Source organism: Caulobacter sp. LARHSG274 (genome assembly GCF_052871235.1).
Genome location: NZ_JBIXJO010000009.1, coordinates 108,704 through 124,199, shown reverse-complemented (window position 1 = coordinate 124,199; position 15,496 = coordinate 108,704). Strand labels below are relative to the sequence as shown.

Below are 15,496 nucleotides of genomic sequence, written 5' to 3'. Positions count from 1 at the left end.
ATGATGTCCAGCGCGCGACCGCTCGTCTTCAACCGTCTCCCCGGCGAAGGCCGGGGCCCAGGTGAAGCCCACGAGAGGCTCAGGATGAATCTGGATCCCGGCCTTCGCCGGGAAGACGGCGATGGGAGGGTTCGCTTCGACAAGGAACGAACGCGATCCAAGTTTTGCAGGCGCGTGAAACGGGTCATGCGCCTCCCAGGAAATCTACGACCATCGCGTTGAAGGCCTCGGGCGCGGTGACGGTGAAGCCGTGGCCGCCCCAGGGCGCGATGTCGAGCACGGCGTTGGGCAGGCGCGCGGCCAGGCGGCGCGAGCAGGAGAGCGGCACCAGCATGTCGTCGGCGCTGGCGCTGACCAGCACCGGGCAGCGGATGCTTTCCAGGTCGGCGTCGATGTCGAAGTCGAGCAGGGCCCGGATGCGGGCCCGCATGACGTCGGGCGGCGGGAAGCCGGCGACATGATGCGGCTCCTCGGCCTCTAGCCGGGCGTGATGGGCGCTCAGCCAGTCGGCCGGATAGAGGAACAGGGGCTGGGCGTGCACATAGGCCGCCACGCCGCTGTCGTTCAGCAGGGCCAGGCGGGTGTCGAAACAGCGCCTGATGTGCGGATCGGGCCGCGACCAGCCGTTGACCACCACCAGCTTGCCGATGCGGTCGGGATGGGCCAGGGCCAAGGCCAGGCCGGCGTTGCCGCCGGCCGCATGGCCGACGACGTGGGCGCGCTCCAGGCCCAGGGCGTCCATGACCTTGACCATGTCCTCGGCCATGGCGGCGACGCTGTAGGGGCCGGCAGGCAGTTCCCGCACGCTGCGGCCCGTGCCGCGATGGTCGTAGAGCACCACCGGCCAGCGGTCGGTCAGGGCCTGCATCTGCGGGCCCCAGAACGCGCCCGAGCCGCCCAGGCCGGACGACATCAACACGACCTCGCGGCCGGCTATGGGGCCGCCGTGCAGCTCGTAGTGAAGGCCGTCGACCGTCCCGCCCTGCATCTACTTCTTGCCGATGTGGGCGACGCTGGCGATCTCGACCACGAAGCCGGGCTTCACCAGGCCGCACTGGATGCAGTAGCGGGCCGGCTTGTCGCCCGGGAAGTACTCGGCATAGACCTTGTTGATGGTCTGGTAGTTGGACCAGTCGGTCAGGAAGATGTGGTTCATGGTCACGTCGTCCATGGTCCCGCCGGCGGTCTCGATCACCGACTTGATGGTCTCCAGCACCTGGCGAGTCTGGGCCTCGGCGTCGTCGGGGAAGGCGACGTTGTTGTCCTTGTCGAAGGCCAGGGTGCCCGAGACATAGACCACGCCGTCGGCCAGCGTGCCGGGCGAGAACGGGGCGATCGGCGTGCCGGCGCCGGGCGGAATGATGACGGTCTTGGGCATTTCGTTTTCCTCTGGTTCTGTTTTTCTTCCATCTCCCCGGCGAAGGCCGGGGCCCAGGTGAAGCCCACGAGAGGCTCCGGATGAATCTGGGTCCCGGCCGTCGCCGGGAAGACGGAGGATGATTAGGATGCGGGCGCGATCTGCCCCACGGCCCCCTTGAAGTCGGCCGTGGTCGACACCCAGCCGAAGAAGGTCTCGATGTTGTAGAGCGCGGCCTTCTGCACGAAGTCGGGGCCGGCCTGGTGGGTGGCGTCCTCCAGCACCGTGCCGAAATATTCCAGGAAGAAGCCGTCGCGCAGGGTCGACTCCACGCAGACATTGGTGGCGATGCCGACGAACACCAGGTGGCGGATCCCGCGCGAACGCAGCACGCTGTCGAGCTGGGAATTGAAGAAGCCGCTGTAGCGGGTCTTGTGCAGCTGGATGTCGCCCGGCTGCGGCTTCAGCGCGTCGACCAGCTCGTAGTCCCAGCCGCCGCGGGCCAGCAGCTTGCCCTGCAGCTCGGGCCGGGCGCGCATGGTCTTCAGGGCGTTGGACTTGTGCCAGTTGGGCGAGCCGGGGCCGCCGGCCTCGACATAGTCGCTGTCCCAGCCGTTCTGGAAATAGATCACCGGCATGCCGGCCCCGCGCGCCACCTCCAGCACGCCCTTGATCTTGTCGATCACCGCCGCCGCGCCGCTGATGTCGAAGCCGGCCAGGTCCAGATAGCCGCCGGGCGAGGCGTAGGCGTTCTGCATGTCGATGACGATCACCGCGGTCCTGTCGACCGGCAGGGCGATCGGCTCGGGGCGGGCGGGCAGCATCAGGGCGTCGGATGTCGTCATGCGCGGGCTCCCGCAGGTTGAGCCGGCCAGCAAAGACCAAGCCGGGGCCGGGCGCAATCGATCGATGCGCAGCCGGGCGCAATTGCCCAGGTCTTGGGCTAATTCAGAAACGGCTTACTCACCGCCCGCGTCCTGATCGTCACGGTGGAGCGAAGGGGCGGCATGGCGCGTTGAACGCTCATGACCCGCAAGCCCCGCCCGCCCCGCCGCCGACAGGCCACGCCGCTTGACGCCTTCTCCCTGGCCACGGCCGGAACAGAGCTGGCCCTGGCCTCGCTGCAGGTGGTCAACGCCCGCACGCCGATGATCGTCCAGGCCTGGCGCGAGCCGCTGAGCGGGAACTATGCGGAGCTGTCGCGCATGGTCTCGGAAAAGCCGCTGGCCTTCGCCCGCGGCGCGGTGGCCGGCGGGCCTGGCCTGCTGGCCATGGCGGCGGAGTCCAACCGCTATCTGACGAACGCCTGGACGGCCCCGGTCGGGGCCGCCGCCGGCCTGACCGCCGCCTGGGGCCTGGTGCAGTTCTGGGGGCGGATGGCGACCCTGGGCCTGGCCTGGCAGTCCGCCGCCCTGGCCCCGGTCCACGCCGTGGCCACGGCCAACGCCCGCCGCCTGGCGCCGAAGCGCTAAAAAGGCCCTAGGCGCCCGCCGGAAACCGCGTCCATCCTGCCGTCGTGACCCGGCGAGCGCGACATGCATAGCGGCGGCCTCCTGGCCAAATGGGTCAAGGACCTGATCCAGCCCGACGACGCGCCGGGCGTCGACTTCGGCGTTCCGGCCGGCGAACCGGCCCTGGCGGCGCCGGACTCGGTGTCCTGGCGGGTGTTCAAGAACCCGGTGGCGCTGTTCGTCGGCGGGGTGGCGGCGGTGATCCTGGAACTGGCCGAGCCGCGGGTGCGCACCGGGGTCTGGGAGCACAGCAGCTTCCGTCGCGATCCGCTGCCGCGCCTCAAGCGCACCGGCCTGGCGGCGATGGTCACGGTCTATGGCCCGCGCTCGGCCGCCGAGGCGATGATCGCCGGCGTGCGGCGGATGCATGACCGGGTGGCGGGCGCCACTCCGGCCGGGGCGGCCTACCGGGCCAATGACGTCGACCTCTTGGACTGGGTGCAGGCCACGGCCAGCTTCGGCTTTCTGGAGGCCTATCACGCCTATGTCGCGCCGCTCGACGCCGCGGACCGCGACCGCTTCTACGCCGAGGCGGCGCCGGCCGCGGCGCTCTACGGCGCGACGGGCGCCCCGCTGTCGGTCGCCCAATGGGAGGCCCAGCTGGCCGACCGGCTGCCGACCCTGGAGCGCTCGGACATCGTGTTCGAATTCCTCGACCTGATGGGCCGCACGGCCCTGCTGCCGGTCCCGACCCGAAGTCTGCAGCGCGGCCTGGTCCGGGCGGCCGTGGCCATCGTCCCGCCGGAGGTGCGGGCCGTGCTCGACCTGGACCGGGCCTGGGACCTGGGGCCCGTCGAGGGCCGGCTGGCCCGCTGGGCCGGGCGGGCGGCCGACCGCCTGGTGATCGCGGGAACCCCGGCCGTGGAGGCCTGCCGGCGCATGGGCCTGCCCGCGGACTATCTGTATCGGCGGTAGAAACGGCCGCCTCAGTCCGTATGCCCGAGGTGCTCGACATGGCCGTCGCGCACTTCGGTGCGGGAGAACACCTCCTCCTGGCCGTCCTGCAGCAGCTCCTCGGCGTCGTCCCGGTCGCGCTCGGCCTGGGCCAGCACCTGGCGCAGGGCGTCGACCTCGGTGTCGGCCTCGACGACGACGCTGCGCAGCGGGGCCTCGACGGGCGCGTCGCCCAGCCGGACATCGATACGCCATAAGGTGGTCATCTGGCTTCTCCACGACTGCTGGGCCATCAACGCGAGCCCCGGCCGGAGGTTCGCGCCGCGCACGGCCCACCATTGCACCGCGCGGCGTTTCTGGCGAGGTTGCGCCCGCGAACTGAGTTGGGAGATTCCATGACCGGCGGTGACGGGCGAAGCCTGCGGCGGCGCGAACTGATGACCGGGGCCGCCGGCCTGGCGGGCCTGGCCCTGGCCCTGCGGACAAGCCCGGCGCGGGCGGCCTCCAAGCGGGTCGAGAGCCTGCTCGACCAGATGACCATCGACGAGAAGGCCGGCCAGCTGTCCTGCTACGCCGACATGATCCGCCCGCCGGTCGGCGACATCAATCCGGTGGTCAACCAGCGCAACACCGAGCAGCTGCTGGCCGAAATCCGCGCCAGCCGGATCGGCACGCTGTTCAACGGCGAGGGCGTCGAGGGCGCCCTGCTGGCCCAGACCACCGCCGTCCAGCAGTCGCGGCTGGGGATTCCGCTGCTGTTCGCCGCCGACGTCATCCACGGCTTCAAGACCGTGTTCCCGATCCCGCTGGCCGAGGCGGCCAGCTTCGATCCGGGCCTGGCCGAGCGGACCGCGCGGGCGGCGGCGGTCGAGGCCACGTCCTACGGCCTGCACTGGACCTTCGCCCCGATGGTCGACGTGGCCCGCGACCAGCGCTGGGGCCGGGGGGCCGAGGGCTCGGGCGAGGACGTGTTCCTGGGCGAGGCCATGGCCCAGGCGCGGGTGCGCGGCTTCCAGGGCCGCGACCTGGCCGCGCCCGACAGCCTGCTGGCCACCGCCAAGCACTTCGCCGCCTATGGCGCGGTGACCGCGGGCCTGGACTACAACACCGTCGAGCTGTCGGAAGAGACCCTGCGCGAGGTGCACCTGCCGCCGTTCAAGGCCGCCTTCGACGCCGGCTGCCTGGCGGTGATGTCGGCCTTCAACGACATCAACGGCGTGCCGGCCACCGCCAACAAGCACCTGCTGACCGACATCCTGCGCAACGAGTGGGACTTCCGCGGGGTGGTGATCTCCGACTACACCGCCGACCAGGAGCTGGTGGCCCACGGCTTCGCCGCCGACGACCGCGACGCCGCCCGGCTGGCGATCCTGGCCGGGGTCGACATCTCCATGCAGAGCGGGCTCTACAGCCGTTACCTGCCCGAGCTGGTGTCGTCGGGCCTGGTGCCGATGGCGGTGGTCGACAGCGCCGTGCGCCGGGTGCTGAGCCTGAAGGAGCGGATGGGGCTGTTCGACCAGCCCTACCGCTCGCTCGACGCCAAGGCCCAGGCGGCCAACACCGCGACCCCGGCGGCGCGGGCCCTGTCGCGCGAGGCCGGGGCGCGCTCGATCGTGCTGCTGCGCAACGACGCCGGCCTGCTGCCCCTGCCGACCCAGGGCCAGCGCATCGCCCTGATCGGCCCCTTCGCCGAGGACCGCGACAACATCCTCGGGCCCTGGGCCTTCTACGGCGACCGCAGCCTGGGCGTCGACCTGGCGACGGGAATCCGCGCCGCCCTGGCCGATCCCTCGAAGCTGACCATCGCCCGCGGCTGCGACGTCGAGAACACCCTGCTGGGCGGCTACGACCAGGCCGTGGCCGCCGCCGCCGCCGCCGACGTGGTGCTGCTGGCGGTGGGCGAGGGCCAGAACATGTCCGGCGAGGCCCAGTCGCGTACCGAGATCGGCCTGCCGCGCGTCCAGCAGCGCCTGGCCGAACTGGTCGCCCAGACCGGCAAGCCGATGGTGGTGCTGCTGCGCCACGGCCGCGCCCTGACTCTGGACGGGGCGGTCAAGGCCGCGCCGGCCATCCTGGCTACCTGGTTCCTGGGCGCCGAGACCGGCAACGCCGTCGCCGACGTGCTGTTCGGCAAGGTCAATCCTTCCGCCCGTCTGCCGGTCAGCTTTCCGCACGAGAGCGGCCAGGAGCCCTACGCCTACAACCACCGCACCACCGGCCGCCCCGCGCCCCAGGCCGACGACAGCCAGGAATACAAGGCCCGCTGGCGCACCACCCGCAACGAGGCGCTCTATCCGTTCGGCTACGGCCTGGGCTACACGACCTTCGTGCTCAGCAACATCCGGCTGTCGACCGCCCGCCTGGCCTGGAACGACAAGCTCTATGTCACCGCCCAGGTCGCCAACACCGGCAAGGTGGCGGGCGAGCACGTGGTCCAGCTCTATGTCCGCGACCGGGTGGCCAGCCGCACCCGCCCGGTCCGCGAGCTCAAGCGCTTCATCCGCGTGGCCCTCAAGCCGGGCGAGAAGCGCGACGTGCGCTTCACCCTGGAGCGAGGCTCGCTGATGTTCGTCGGCGACGGCGACCGCTGGCTGGCCGAGCCGGGGATGTTCGACCTGTGGGTGGCCAACAACGCCGTCGACGGCCTGGCGGCGAGTTTTGAGCTGCTGGGGGCGTGAGGGGGGCGCGGATTACGGGATTACGGTGACAGTGCACTAATTAACCCGGATCAGGCCGATCGCTCAGTCGCGTGACCCCTGCAGGCGCAAGTCGAAGCGCGAATTGAATGTACTGTCACTGTAATTCACCGTAATTCAGGTTTAGGTTATGAATGAAACTCAGGTGGCCCGAGGCTACATAGTCGATGTTCATTTTGACCGGACATCATTTCCCGAAGCGCCGTCACTGGCGCTGACGCTTCGGCACTCGCCAGAGCTCGGAGACAGCGAACGCAGCGTCATTTTCAGGGGGGTTAGCGATCTGCGTCTCGCCGACCTCAATGCTCTGAACGACTGCATTCTGTTGGCTGAGGACGTGGGTCATTGCAGCACGACAAGGTCAGGTACTCCGTTCGCGACAGCGAAGATGAAGTTATCTCGTTCAAATGCCTACAATGGAACGTTGCCAGTTAAAGGTCCGACCAGGGTCGTTCATCGCCTCTGAGGTGCTGGGTTGAGCTTCCCGGTTCTGGAGCGGTGCTCGCATCGGGTTATGGCGCGACCCGATCGGCTATGCAGCCCTCCGGATCGGCAGGGAAGGGTGGATTTTGGACCTTTGCAGGGGAACGTCACCGCCCATGGCCGAACTACGGGAAGTGGCGAGCAACGTCGTAGTTCGAGATGCTATGCGCTAGCGAACGGGGGCTAACGCCATGCGCATTCTCAGCATCCTCGTCGGCGCCCGCAGACCTCAGCGCTTCAATCACGGCGCCGTCTCCCCGGTAGCTGAACACGGCTCTCCAGAGGGGCGTGTTTCCGTGTTCATCGCGAGGATCGATACATGCGCCGGCGCCAAGCAATAGCTTAACCGTAGCACTGTCGCTGCTTTGGGCGGCAAAATGCAACGGAGTCCATCCTGTTCGGTCAGGAAGCGAAGCGTCGGCACCGGACGCGAGCAGCGCGGCGGCAGATTGAGAGTTTCCTTCGCTGGCCGCGTAGTGAAGAAGCGAGCGTCCGACCCTATCGAGAGATTGTCCGGTCATTGGGTCACTAAAGCATCACCGGCCAAGGTTCGGCCACGGTGGATTGAGGAAATGAGACGCGGCATAGTTCGCGAATGAAGATCGTGGACACCTTCGAGATCATTGGTCGCGGTTTGGTGGTCGCGACCGACGAGATTACGAGCCTGCCTGTTGCCACTGAGCTGCTGGCGACGATCACGCGTCCAGACGGCGCCACATTTGCCGCCGCCGCTTACAAGGAGTGGCTGTTCTGGCGTCAGCCTGTCGCTCGGGAATCGGAGGCGTTCCTGCTGCGCGGATTATCAAAGCCGGAAGTGCCAATTGACAGCGAGATCGAAATCACGACGCTTTGCTAGGGCGTAAGCGGCCCGCAACTGTCCGCCACGGGTCGTTCATCGCCTCTGAGGTGCTGGGCTGAACGTCCTGTTTCTGGAGCGGCGCTCGCGTCGGGGTTATGGCGCGACCTGGTCGGCTATGCAGACCTCCGGATCGGCACGCGAACCCACCCCCGCCCTCACTCCCCGTTTGACATCCGCCGCCCCGCCGATCATTTATCCTACAAATAAAATCTCCAGAGTCGCGAGGCCGCATGTCCCGAGCCACCCCCATTCGCGTGGCCCTGATCGGCCTGGGCAAGATCGCCCGCGACCAGCACCTGCCGGCCATGGCCGCCGATCCGCGCTTTGAACTGGCGGCGGTGGTCAGCCGCCACGCCCAGCAGGACGGCCTGCCCAATTTCCATGACCTGGACGGCCTGCTGGCCAGCGGCGTCGCCTTCGACGCCGTCGCCCTCTGCACCCCGCCGCAGGTCCGCCACGCCCTGGCCCGCCAGGCGCTGGAGGCCGGCAAGCACGTGATGCTGGAAAAACCGCCGGGGGCGACGCTCAGCGAGGTCGAGGATCTGCGCCAGGTCGCCCTGGCCCGGGGCCTGACCCTGCAGGCCACCTGGCATTCGCGCTACGCCCCCGCTGTCGCCCCGGCGCGCGACTGGCTGGCCGGCAAGGCGATCACCGCCGCCCGCATCCTGTGGAAGGAGGACGTCCGCGTCTGGCATCCGGGCCAGGACTGGATTTGGGAGCCGGGCGGGCTGGGGGTGTTCGATCCGGGGATCAACGCCCTGTCGATCGCCACCGCCCTGCTGCCGCGGCCGTTCTTTTTGACCCAGGCGACGCTGCAGGTGCCTGAAAACCGCCAGTCGCCGATCGCCGCCGACCTCCGCTTCGTCGACACCGTCGGGACGCCGATCGCCGCGGAATTCGACTTCCTGCAGACCGGCCCGCAGAGCTGGGACATCGAGGTCGACACCGACGGCGGCGCCCTGCGGCTGTCGCACGGCGGCTCACGGCTATGGATCGACGGCGCCCTGGTCCACGAGCAGCCCGAGGCGGAATATCCGTCGCTCTACGCCCGCTTCGCCGAGCTGGTCGCGGCCGGCCAGTCCGACGTCGACGTCAGCCCGCTGCGCCACGTGGCCGACGCCTTCCTGCTGGGCCGCCGGGTGGTCGCCCCGGCCTTCGTGGAGTAGGAGCTGCGGACAAGTCAGGCGTTTGGCGGTCGTGAGCCGCCCTCGTCCTTCGACAGGCTCAGGATGAGGGCTACGGGTAGGGCGGTTCGGTAGAATTCCTCATCCTGAGCCTGTCGAAGGACGAGGAATTCGGCCCAAGGACCACGGCGCCTGGCGCGGGCGCAAAAAAGGCGGGCCTCCCCCAAGGCCCGCCTTCAGTTGGTCCCCCTCGGGGCCAGGGCGACGCTGGACGAACGGCCGGTCGCGGCCTGTTCGGTGCGTCGTTCTCCGAACTCGTGGGGCGCGCGGTCGCGGCGCCGGGCCCAAGCTCGTCTCGCAGGCGGCTGGATTCAGCGCTCCGGCGGGGTCGACAGCTGTAAGGCCTAAAACGCCGCGATCATCGCCTCCTGGTTCCATTTTCTTGATCGGCTGTCTCAAAGCGGGACCATTCCCTCGCGCCCTGCGACGAACGCCCGCATTGGGCGAGCTGCGACAATGGGGGATTGTGCCTTGGGGGGAAGGCGACATGACTGAGACTGCAAAACCGGGCGCGCCGCCGCTTCTGCTGGCGCGATCGAATTTCAGCACCCGGAGCGTTCCGCCGGAGGAGCGGCACGACCTCTACCGCCGCGAAGTGCTCAGGGCGCTGGACGCCCGCGACCCCGAGCCGGGCTTTTCCGCCACCATCACCTCCCTGCGTCTGGGCCCCCACGCCTTCTATGTCAGCGAGACCGGCGGCCAGACCCTGTTCCGCACCCGCGAGATGGTCGCCGCCGACGGGCTGGACGCCTACATCGTCCAGTTCAACATCGCCGGCTCGCACACCGGCGACTTCGACGGCGCGCCCTTCTCGGCCGGGCCGGGCGAGATCGGCATCTGCGACCTGTCGCGGCCGATGCTGCTGCAGAGCACGGCGGTCAAGGTGCTGACCACGTTCCTGCCGCGCGCCCAGGTCGAGGCGGTGGCCCCTGGCGTCGACCTGCACGGCATGGTGCTGGACGCCAACCGCGCCGGCCTGCTGGTCGAGCACCTGACGGCGGTGACCCGCTGGTTCCCGCAGCTGCTGCCCCAGACCCTGCCGGGCATCACCCGCGCCACGGTCGAGCTGCTGGGCGCCTGCCTGGCGATGGAGGCCGGCCGGGCCGAGCTGGCCATGCGCGAGTCGCCGCTGCTGATGCGGGCCCGAAGCTATATCGAGCACAACCTGCTGGAACCCAGCCTCAACCCGGCCAAGGTCAGCGAGATGCTGGGGGTGTCGCGCTCGACCCTCTACCGGCTGTTCGAGCCGCTCGGCGGGGTCACGGCCTATGTCTGGGACCGGCGGCTGCACCTGGCCCGCGCCGCCCTGCTGGACCCCAAGCGGGCGCGGCGGATCTCGGAGATCGCCTTCCAGTGCGGCTTCAGCAGCGAGGCCCATTTCAGCCGCAGCTTCCGCCGGGCCTTCAACATCCGCCCCAGCGACCTGCGCTCGCTGCAGCCCAGCCTGGCCGAGGAGGCCGACAGTCCCTTCCGCCGCTGGACCGAAGCGGCCAAGTGCGCCTGAGGGCGCCTGCACCGAACCTGCATCCAAATCCGGCCTGAGCGGCGCCGTAGCGCCGGGGCGGTCTCGATCCGGGGCGGGCATTCCAGGGCTTCCCGAAGCCTGGAACCCGCCATGCCCGCCTCCGCCCCCCGCCGCGCGCGACCTTCGTTCCGCGACCTGTCGTTCGCGGCCAAGGCCAGCGTCGCCCTGCTGCTGGTCGTCGTCGCCGACCTGCTGTTTCATGGCCACCCCGTCGGCGCGACGCTCGGCGCCTTCGCCCTGCTGCTGACCCTGGCGACGGCGGCGCTGCGTCCGGACCTGCGCGGCGACCGCAAGGCCGGCGGGGCCCTGCTGGCGGCGGCCGTCCTGGCGCTGGTCCTGGTCGAGGCCCCGAGCCTGCTGGCCTGGATGCTGTTCTGGGCGGCGCTCAGCCTGGCGGCGCTGCTGCCGCGCGCCCACCGTTTCGACGACGCCTGGCGGTGGTCGCAGCGCCTGCTCGGCCAGGCCGTGGTCGGGCTGGTCGGACCGTGGGTCGACCTGCGCCGCGCCCGGCGCCTGGGACAGGCGACCCGCCGCCGGCGCTGGGGCGAGGTCGCGGCGCTGCTGGCCCTGCCGGCGGTCGGCGGGGCGGTGTTCCTGGGCCTGTTCGCCATGGCCAATCCGGTGATCGCCCAGGCGCTGGGCGCGCTGCGGCTGCCGGCCTTCAGCCCGGACCTCGGCGGGCGGATGGTGCTGTGGCTGGCGGTGCTGACCCTGGCTTGGGGCGTGCTGCGGCCGCGCCGCCGTCGGGTCCTGCCGGTCGCCAGCCCGCGGTCGGGGGTCGCCTGGGCCGGGATCTCCGTCGCCTCGGTGACCCTGTCGCTGGTGGTGTTCAACGCCCTGTTCGCCGTGCAGAACGGCCTGGACGCGGTGATCCTGTGGGGCGGGGCCGGACCGCCGGCCGGCCTGACCCTGGCCCAGTACGCCCATCGCGGCGCCTATCCGCTGATCGCCACGGCGTTGCTGGCGGGCCTGTTCGTGCTGGTCGCGCTCGACCCGCGCTCGCCGACCGCCAAGGTTCCGCTGATCCGACTGCTGGTGGTGCTGTGGGTGGGGCAGAACCTGTTCCTGGTCGCCTCCAGCATCCTGCGCACGGTCGACTATGTGCAGGCCTATTCCCTGACCCGCCTGCGGATCGCCGCCCTGGTCTGGATGGGCCTGGTCGGGCTGGGCCTGGTCCTGACCTGCTGGCGGATGCTGCGCGGCAAGAGCGGCGCCTGGCTGATCAACGCCAACGCCGCTGCGGCCCTGCTGGTGCTGGCCGCCAGCTGCGTCGTCGACCTGGGCGCGGTCGCCGCCGCCTGGAACGTCCGCCACGCCCGCGAGGTCGGCGGGCGGGGGCCTGAGCTGGATGTCTGCTACCTCAACGCCCTGGGCCCCTCGGCCCTGGTCTCGCTGGTGGACCTGGAGCGCCGGACCCCGCCGCCGGAGCTGGTCGACCGCGTCGCCTGGGTGCGACAGATCAACTTGATCGCCTTGCGCGAACGGCAATCGGCATGGCGCGCCTGGACCTGGCGCGGCGCCCGGCGGCTGGCGCGGGTTGAGGCGCTGCAACGCGAACGGCCCCTGGCCAACAGCGCCCCGGCCTACCAACGCGAATGCGACGGCCGCCCGGTCGCGCCGCCGGCCCCGCCCGAACCCCCGCCGCCGTCGGTCGTCTACGAGCCCGCCGCGCCGCCGGCCGCCGCTCCATCCCCGTTGACCCCGGGCGCGGAGCACTGAACATGGGCCGCATGCAGCGCACGATCCTGGTCGTCGACGACGATCCCCACATCCGCCAGCTCCTGGTCTTCGCCCTGGCCAAGGCCGGGCTGGAGACCCGCGAGGCGGCCGACGGCGAGGCGGCCCTGGCCATGGTCGAGGAGCGCGCCCCCGACCTGGTGGTGCTGGACATCAACATGCCGCGGCTGGACGGGCTGGAGGTCTGCCGCCGGCTGCGGGCCCGGGGCGACCTGCCGATCCTGTTCCTCAGCTCGCGCGACGACGAGATCGACCGAGTGCTGGGCATCGAGCTGGGGGCCGACGACTATGTGGTCAAGCCGTTCAGCCCGCGCGAGGTGGTGGCCCGCGTCCAGGCCATCCTGCGGCGGACCGGGACCCGGACCGAGGCGGCGGCGACGCCGGACGGCCTGATCGTCCGCGGCCTGCTGAGCCTCGACCCCGAGGCCTGGAGCGCCCGCTGGGCGGGGGCCGAGGTGGCGCTGACCGTCACCGAGTTCAGCATCCTGCGCACCCTGGCGGCCACCCCGACCAAGGTGTTCAGCCGCGACGCCATCATCGACCGCCTGCGCGGCCCGGGCTTCGCCGTCACCGACCGCACCATCGACAGCCACGTGCGCAACCTGCGCGGCAAGTTCACCGCGGTCGGCGGCCAGGACGTGATCGAGACCCGGGCCGGGATCGGCTATCGCCTGGGGGCCTGCAGCGGCGGCGCGGCGGCATGATCGAGCGGCTGCGCGGCTGGATGCGGAGCTGGTGGCCGCCGCTGCGGCTGCGGGTCATCCTGCTGACCGTGCTGCTGTTCGCCGCCGCCATGCCGGCCATCGGGGCGGTGTTCCTGCGCACCTACGAGAACACCCTGGTGCGCCAGACCGAGGCCGAGCTGGCCGCCCAGGGGGCGGCCCTGGCGGCGGCGGCCGGGGCCCTGTGGCCGGGGGCGATCCGCGACGCCACCCCGGCCGATCCCGACGCCCGCGACGATCCCGGCTATTACCGCCCCGAGAGCACCAGCATCGACCTGCGCAGCTCGCCGGTGCTGCCCGAGCGGCCGGACGCCGCGCCGGGGCCGGCGGCCGATCCCCAGGCCCTGGCCGCCGCCGACGCGCTGGAGCCGATCCTCGACCAGACCAGCCGCAGCACCCTGGCCTCGATCCTGATCGTCGACCGCCACGGCGTGGTGGTGCGGGGCCTGGGCCAGGGCGGGAGTCTCTCGGCCCTGCCGGAGATCCAGGCGGCGCTGAAGGGCCGCTCGCGCACGGTGCTGCGCCGCAACGGCGCCTATCACCCGCGCTATTCGTTCGAGTGGCTGAGCCGGGCCTCGGCCGTGCGCCTGCACCACGCCCGGCCGGTGCGGGTCAACGGCCGGGTGGTCGGGGCGCTGCTGCTGTCGCGCTCGCCGCGGGCGCTGTTCCGCGGCGTCTACCAGGACCGCGGCAAGATCGCGATCGGGGCGGGGGCGACGATCCTGCTGCTGGTGCTGCTGTCGGGCCTGGTGTCGCGCGGGGTGACCCGGCCGATCGAGGCGCTGAGCGCCGCCACTCGCGGCGTGGCCAGCGGCCAGGGCGCCGTGCCGGAGACCCCGGTCACCGCCGCGGTCGAGATCCGCGACCTCTACGAGGACTTCCGGGTGATGGCCGACGCCATCGCCGTGCGCTCGCGCTACCTGCGCGACTTCGCCGCCGCCGTCAGCCACGAGTTCAAGACCCCGCTGGCTGGCATCACCGGGGCGGTCGAGCTGCTCGACGACCATTTCGACACCATGAGCCCGGAGGAGCGCCGCCGCTTCCTCGGCAACATCTCGGCCGACAGCGCCCGGCTGTCGCACCTGGTCGGCCGGCTGATGGACCTGGCCCGGGCCGACATGGCCATGCCGCAGGCCGGGGTGGTCGCCGACCTGGCCTCGCCGGCCCGCCGGGTCGCCGACGCCCAGGGCGGCCGCGGCCTGACCCTGGTCCTGGACCTGCCCGCCGGCCTGCCGCCGGTCGCCGCGCCCGAGACGACGATCGAGGCGGTGCTGACCGCCCTACTTGAGAACAGCCGCCAGGCCGGGGCCTCGACGGTGACGATCCGCGCTGCGGCGCGGGGCGGGGAGGTGGTGCTGCGCATCGCCGACGACGGCCCCGGCGTCCCCCCCGCCGACCGCGCCCGGCTGTTCGAGCCGTTCTTCACCAGCCGGCGTGAAGCGGGCGGTACGGGGCTGGGGCTGTCGATCGCAAGGTCACTGTTGGCGGCGAGTTCCGGGCGGATCGGGCTTGTCGAGGGCGAGGCGGGGGCGGTGTTTGAGGTGGGGTTGGTGCGGGGGGTGAGGGGGCTCTACGAAAAAATGGCCGAAAGGATGCTTTGAATCCCTCGCGGGCGCTGAATCGCTGAAGAGGCCGATCTGGCGCAGGTCAGATTCAATGCCTAGCTGATCGCCGAAATCGTGCGATGCTTATGCTTATGCGGCTGGGAAATTGGATCATTGGCGTGTGCTGTGCGCTATTCGTTGGAGTGGTGTTGGCTCCAACCGGTCTCTACGTTGGCATCTGGAAGCTATCGTCGAGCGACCATGCAGCAGATTGGGCGCAGTTCTTCGCCGCATTCGTAGCATTAGGGATCGCCGTTGGGGCGCCGATGCTGCAACATCGGGCCCATAGCCAGCGTGAGCAGGCCGATCTATGGGATAAGCGGCGCTCAGCGTTTGGACTGCTCGAGCAAATCGTCGGCTTAATCAGCCAACGCCAGAATTTCAGGATCGGTGAAATCGAAGAAATGGCGCGAATGCTCGATCGAATCGACTTTGCAATACTTCCACCTGCTGCCATACCGCTACTAGTTGACCTGATGAGCAGAGTCACTACTGCAGCGAAGGAGGTAGAAAGAAGATTCATTGGAAATACGGCGTCAGGCCTCTATGATTCGGATTTCAACATTAATGAAGCTGTGGTTCTGTTGGGAAAATTCAAAGAGGTATTGTTCGAACATCACTAGATATAGGCTTGTAATTTCACTAATTAATGCGCATCCGAACGATCTATAGCGGACGTTCAGTCGCCAGCCTATTGAAACACCTTACTTACTCTCCAAAAGGACACGGCCAGACGAGCAAGCTCGCCATCAAGGTTTCAAGGCGCGGCCTCGCCGTGGCGGGCGTCTTCTCCTCACCCGTGCAACGGGGGAGGTGGCTCGGCGCGCAGCGGCGAGACGGAGGGGGCGTCCGGCGGCGGCCGAGGGGCGCCCCCCCCCCCGGGGAGTGTGGAAGGGCCGCCCCGCCCCCCCCGCGGGGGGGGGG

At 70.1% G+C, this 15,496-nt stretch carries 15 protein-coding genes; 10 read left to right on the top strand and 5 right to left on the bottom strand.

Going from position 1 to position 15,496, the window contains the following annotated elements:
- Positions 1–184: 184 nt before the first annotated feature.
- The 3 genes from rutD to rutB all read right to left on the bottom strand — a co-directional run bounded on the left by rutD (position 185) and on the right by rutB (position 2,202).
- Positions 185–988 (bottom strand): pyrimidine utilization protein D, encoded by an 804-nt coding sequence (gene rutD / locus ACIPQB_RS16015; protein WP_446486249.1) that lies wholly within the window; start codon positions 986–988, stop codon positions 185–187.
- Positions 989–1,378 carry a pyrimidine utilization protein C gene (gene rutC / locus ACIPQB_RS16010; RefSeq protein ID WP_446486248.1) on the bottom strand — a complete coding sequence of 130 codons (390 nt, stop codon included), beginning with the start codon at positions 1,376–1,378 and terminating at the stop codon, positions 989–991. It lies immediately after the preceding gene.
- A 122-nt stretch (positions 1,379–1,500) separates the two neighbouring features.
- A complete protein-coding gene (gene rutB, locus ACIPQB_RS16005; protein ID WP_446486247.1) occupies positions 1,501–2,202 on the bottom strand; it encodes a pyrimidine utilization protein B in 702 nt (233 codons plus the stop codon).
- A 180-nt stretch (positions 2,203–2,382) separates the two neighbouring features.
- Here rutB and ACIPQB_RS16000 point away from each other — a divergent pair, with 180 nt between their 5' ends.
- Both ACIPQB_RS16000 and ACIPQB_RS15995 read left to right on the top strand, forming a co-directional pair.
- Positions 2,383–2,829, top strand: coding sequence for a hypothetical protein (locus ACIPQB_RS16000; protein ID WP_446486246.1), 447 nt, complete (start codon positions 2,383–2,385; stop codon positions 2,827–2,829).
- A gap of 63 nt (positions 2,830–2,892) precedes the next feature.
- Positions 2,893–3,783, top strand: a complete 891-nt coding sequence (locus ACIPQB_RS15995; RefSeq protein WP_446486245.1) for an oxygenase MpaB family protein — start codon at positions 2,893–2,895, stop codon at positions 3,781–3,783.
- Positions 3,784–3,794: 11 nt separating this feature from the next.
- Here ACIPQB_RS15995 and ACIPQB_RS15990 read toward each other — a convergent pair whose 3' ends face one another.
- The gene (locus ACIPQB_RS15990) at positions 3,795–4,028 is read right to left on the bottom strand and encodes a hypothetical protein (RefSeq protein WP_446486244.1); all 234 of its coding nucleotides are present in this window, start codon (positions 4,026–4,028) and stop codon (positions 3,795–3,797) included.
- A gap of 129 nt (positions 4,029–4,157) precedes the next feature.
- On the opposite strand from ACIPQB_RS15990, the gene ACIPQB_RS15985 reads away from it, so the two are divergent.
- Positions 4,158–6,440 carry a glycoside hydrolase family 3 N-terminal domain-containing protein gene (locus tag ACIPQB_RS15985; RefSeq protein ID WP_446486243.1) on the top strand — a complete coding sequence of 761 codons (2,283 nt, stop codon included), beginning with the start codon at positions 4,158–4,160 and terminating at the stop codon, positions 6,438–6,440.
- Positions 6,441–7,066: 626 nt separating this feature from the next.
- Here ACIPQB_RS15985 and ACIPQB_RS15980 read toward each other — a convergent pair.
- The gene (locus ACIPQB_RS15980) at positions 7,067–7,462 is read right to left on the bottom strand and encodes an ankyrin repeat domain-containing protein (protein ID WP_446486242.1); all 396 of its coding nucleotides are present in this window, start codon (positions 7,460–7,462) and stop codon (positions 7,067–7,069) included.
- Positions 7,463–7,536: 74 nt separating this feature from the next.
- Here ACIPQB_RS15980 and ACIPQB_RS15975 point away from each other — a divergent pair, with 74 nt between their 5' ends.
- The 7 genes from ACIPQB_RS15975 to ACIPQB_RS15945 all read left to right on the top strand — a co-directional run bounded on the left by ACIPQB_RS15975 (position 7,537) and on the right by ACIPQB_RS15945 (position 15,195).
- Positions 7,537–7,797, top strand: a complete 261-nt coding sequence (locus tag ACIPQB_RS15975; protein ID WP_446486241.1) for a hypothetical protein — start codon at positions 7,537–7,539, stop codon at positions 7,795–7,797.
- A 233-nt stretch (positions 7,798–8,030) separates the two neighbouring features.
- Positions 8,031–8,966: a Gfo/Idh/MocA family protein gene (locus tag ACIPQB_RS15970; protein WP_446486240.1), complete on the top strand. Its 936-nt coding sequence runs from the start codon at positions 8,031–8,033 to the stop codon at positions 8,964–8,966.
- A 505-nt stretch (positions 8,967–9,471) separates the two neighbouring features.
- Positions 9,472–10,488 (top strand): helix-turn-helix domain-containing protein, encoded by a 1,017-nt coding sequence (locus ACIPQB_RS15965; RefSeq protein WP_446486239.1) that lies wholly within the window; start codon positions 9,472–9,474, stop codon positions 10,486–10,488.
- 111 nt (positions 10,489–10,599) lie between these two features.
- The gene (locus ACIPQB_RS15960) at positions 10,600–12,228 is read left to right on the top strand and encodes a DUF4153 domain-containing protein (protein WP_446486238.1); all 1,629 of its coding nucleotides are present in this window, start codon (positions 10,600–10,602) and stop codon (positions 12,226–12,228) included.
- A 2-nt stretch (positions 12,229–12,230) separates the two neighbouring features.
- Complete coding sequence (locus ACIPQB_RS15955; RefSeq protein ID WP_446486237.1) at positions 12,231–12,950, top strand: response regulator transcription factor; 720 nt, start codon at positions 12,231–12,233, stop codon at positions 12,948–12,950.
- Entirely contained in the window at positions 12,947–14,569 is a 1,623-nt protein-coding gene (locus ACIPQB_RS15950) for a HAMP domain-containing sensor histidine kinase (RefSeq protein WP_446486236.1), read from the top strand. The genes ACIPQB_RS15955 and ACIPQB_RS15950 overlap by 4 nt, the downstream gene beginning before the upstream one ends.
- 83 nt (positions 14,570–14,652) lie before the next feature.
- Entirely contained in the window at positions 14,653–15,195 is a 543-nt protein-coding gene (locus ACIPQB_RS15945; RefSeq protein WP_446486235.1) for a hypothetical protein, read from the top strand.
- Positions 15,196–15,496: the final 301 nt, after the last annotated feature.

Bases quoted from the DNA above. Each gene is read 5' to 3' on its own strand.
- rutD (WP_446486249.1), bottom strand. From the start codon at position 988: ATGCAGGGCGGGACGGTCGACGGCCTTCACTACGAGCTGCACGGCGGC.
- rutC (WP_446486248.1), bottom strand. From the start codon at position 1,378: ATGCCCAAGACCGTCATCATTCCGCCCGGCGCCGGCACGCCGATCGCC.
- rutB (WP_446486247.1), bottom strand. From the start codon at position 2,202: ATGACGACATCCGACGCCCTGATGCTGCCCGCCCGCCCCGAGCCGATC.
- ACIPQB_RS16000 (WP_446486246.1), top strand. From the start codon at position 2,383: ATGACCCGCAAGCCCCGCCCGCCCCGCCGCCGACAGGCCACGCCGCTT.
- ACIPQB_RS15995 (WP_446486245.1), top strand. From the start codon at position 2,893: ATGCATAGCGGCGGCCTCCTGGCCAAATGGGTCAAGGACCTGATCCAG.
- ACIPQB_RS15990 (WP_446486244.1), bottom strand. From the start codon at position 4,028: ATGACCACCTTATGGCGTATCGATGTCCGGCTGGGCGACGCGCCCGTC.
- ACIPQB_RS15985 (WP_446486243.1), top strand. From the start codon at position 4,158: ATGACCGGCGGTGACGGGCGAAGCCTGCGGCGGCGCGAACTGATGACC.
- ACIPQB_RS15980 (WP_446486242.1), bottom strand. From the start codon at position 7,462: ATGACCGGACAATCTCTCGATAGGGTCGGACGCTCGCTTCTTCACTAC.
- ACIPQB_RS15975 (WP_446486241.1), top strand. From the start codon at position 7,537: ATGAAGATCGTGGACACCTTCGAGATCATTGGTCGCGGTTTGGTGGTC.
- ACIPQB_RS15970 (WP_446486240.1), top strand. From the start codon at position 8,031: ATGTCCCGAGCCACCCCCATTCGCGTGGCCCTGATCGGCCTGGGCAAG.
- ACIPQB_RS15965 (WP_446486239.1), top strand. From the start codon at position 9,472: ATGACTGAGACTGCAAAACCGGGCGCGCCGCCGCTTCTGCTGGCGCGA.
- ACIPQB_RS15960 (WP_446486238.1), top strand. From the start codon at position 10,600: ATGCCCGCCTCCGCCCCCCGCCGCGCGCGACCTTCGTTCCGCGACCTG.
- ACIPQB_RS15955 (WP_446486237.1), top strand. From the start codon at position 12,231: ATGGGCCGCATGCAGCGCACGATCCTGGTCGTCGACGACGATCCCCAC.
- ACIPQB_RS15950 (WP_446486236.1), top strand. From the start codon at position 12,947: ATGATCGAGCGGCTGCGCGGCTGGATGCGGAGCTGGTGGCCGCCGCTG.
- ACIPQB_RS15945 (WP_446486235.1), top strand. From the start codon at position 14,653: ATGCTTATGCTTATGCGGCTGGGAAATTGGATCATTGGCGTGTGCTGT.